The sequence below is a fragment of the Candidatus Cyrtobacter comes genome, assembly GCF_034470605.1.
GTDB lineage: Bacteria > Pseudomonadota > Alphaproteobacteria > Rickettsiales > Midichloriaceae > Cyrtobacter > Cyrtobacter comes.
Genome location: NZ_JARGYT010000126.1, coordinates 1 through 2,252 on the forward strand (window position 1 = coordinate 1; position 2,252 = coordinate 2,252).

Below are 2,252 nucleotides of genomic sequence, written 5' to 3' on the forward strand. Positions count from 1 at the left end.
CTTTCTTTCGAAATTGTATTGGATATGTCATTTTACCTCACATTTGTTCACATCTACTATATAGCAATTATTATGCCATTTTATACTATCTTAGCTATAACAATACAATTAATCATGTCGGGTATACATTATGTGTTCTGGACAATTTACAATCCAATATGCGAAGTAAGGATTTGTTTGTTGAAGATAGTGATAAATGGTGTGATTCGAGAAATAAGCTTATTGCAGGTGATGAGTGGTTAGCTAAGAAAAATGAGATTTGCAAATTACTAAAATTACCAACTGAATCCCAAGATGCTGTGATTTTATTGAGCAATGATTTGAGTCTTGCTTATGCAACTACATTAAACAATTTTGATAAAAATTCTAATCTCAAGATTGTTTTAAATAAAAAAGGTAAAAAGAAAATTCAAGTTTCTAAATTAGAAAAGATTGAGGAATCACAAAGCCTAATATTATCACGTACTATAATATCTGACTTATTACCTCAAATTGAGTTACCAGAGTTATTACTGGAAGTAAATAAAATTACCGGATTTACTTCAGAATTTATGCATATTAGTGAATCAGAATCTAGAATGAAAGATCTAGATATAAATATTTGTGCTATACTGGTGGCAGAAGCTTGTAACATTGGCTACGAACCATTAATAAAAAATAATGAACCTACATTATCAAGGGCAAAATTAAGTTGGGTTCAACAAAATTATTTCAATTCGGAAAATATAGCAAAATCCAATGCAAGACTTGTGGACTATCATATAGGCCTACCATTAACGCAAAAAATAGGGAGTGGTGATATTATATCTGGAGACGGTATAAGATTTGCGTGTGCTGTAAAATCAGTGAATTCAGGACCAAATAAAAAATATTTTAATGAACGTGGACTTACATATTATAATTTGACTTCTGGACAATTTACTGGACCTAATGGTTTGTGTATTCCAGGAACTTTAAAAGATTCTCTTTACGTGCTTGATATTATTACACAACAGCAAACAAAATTAACTATTAACGAAGTAATGGTGGATACAGCAGGTACTAGCGATATAATATTTGCATTATTTTGGTTACTTGGATATCAGTTTAGTCCCAGAATGGCAGATACAGGCTCCTCAAGATTTTGGAGAATTGATTCAACAGCTGATTATAAGGATCTTAACGATATTGCACGATACAAAGTAAGCTTAAAAATAATTATCAAACATTGGGAAGATGTTTTGCGTATTGCTGTATCACTTAAACTCGGATATATTAGCACGTATGAGTTGATTAAATCTTTGTTTAAAAATAATAGACCCTCTAGTTTAGCTAAAGCATTAGTGAATATTGGACGAATAAGAAAAACCATTCATATGTTGAGATATGTTGATGATGGTGAATATAGAAGACATATACTCACTCAACTTAACAAAGGCGAATCCCGTCATAGCGTATTTAGGACAATATATCATGGGAAAAAAGGAGAAATTTATAAACATTATAAAGAAAATCAAGAAGATCAATTAAATTCAGTAAGTTTGGTAACTAATGCAATCGTTATTTGGAACACGGTCTACATGCAAAAAGCAATAGAGCAATTGGAAGAAAAAGGTAGAATAATTGAAGACACTGATATTGCTAGAATCTCCCCTTTAATGAGCAAACATATTAATATTTTGGGTAAATTTTCTTTTGTCTTACCTGAGTCTGTACGAGATGGGAATTTGAGAGAATTAAATAAAATAAAATTTCCTTAGAGTAACTTTTCTGTATTAGTTGACATTTAATCTTACATTATAATAAAATAACGATTTTTTAAAGGTAGTGTAAAATGAATCTAAATCAAAAAATAATAAAACCAAAAATAGGATTGCTAGAACTTGCAAAAAGACTTGGTAATGTATCAGCAGCATGTAAAACTATGGGTTATAGCAGAGATAGCTACTATAGATTTCAAGAACTGTATGAAAATGGAGGAGAAGAAGCTTTACTAGACATGAGCAGAAGAAAGCCAATCATGGCAAACAGAGTAGACCCAGTTGTAGAAAAAGCTGTTTTAGATATGGCAATAGAATATCCAGCATATGGACAGCTACGAGTATCTAATGAGCTAAAAAGGCAAGGAATTATGGTATCTCCAGGCGGGGTAAGATCTATATGGCTCAGACATGATTTGAATAATTTAAAGAGGAGACTTAAAGCTTTAGAGGCAAAGATGGCTCAAGATGGTATATTGTTGACCGAATCACAGTTACAGATACTTGAAAAAA

General features: G+C 31.3%; 2 protein-coding genes. Both read left to right on the plus strand.

What is annotated here, in order from left to right; genetic code table 11:
• The first annotated feature begins 107 nt into the window (after positions 1 to 107).
• Complete coding sequence (locus tag Cyrtocomes_RS05920; protein WP_322498267.1) at positions 108 to 1,739, plus strand: Tn3 family transposase; 1,632 nt, start codon at positions 108 to 110, stop codon at positions 1,737 to 1,739.
• Between the two features lie 74 nt (positions 1,740 to 1,813).
• A partial coding sequence (locus Cyrtocomes_RS05925) for a helix-turn-helix domain-containing protein (protein ID WP_322498266.1) occupies positions 1,814 to 2,252 on the plus strand: 439 nt, incomplete at its 3' end.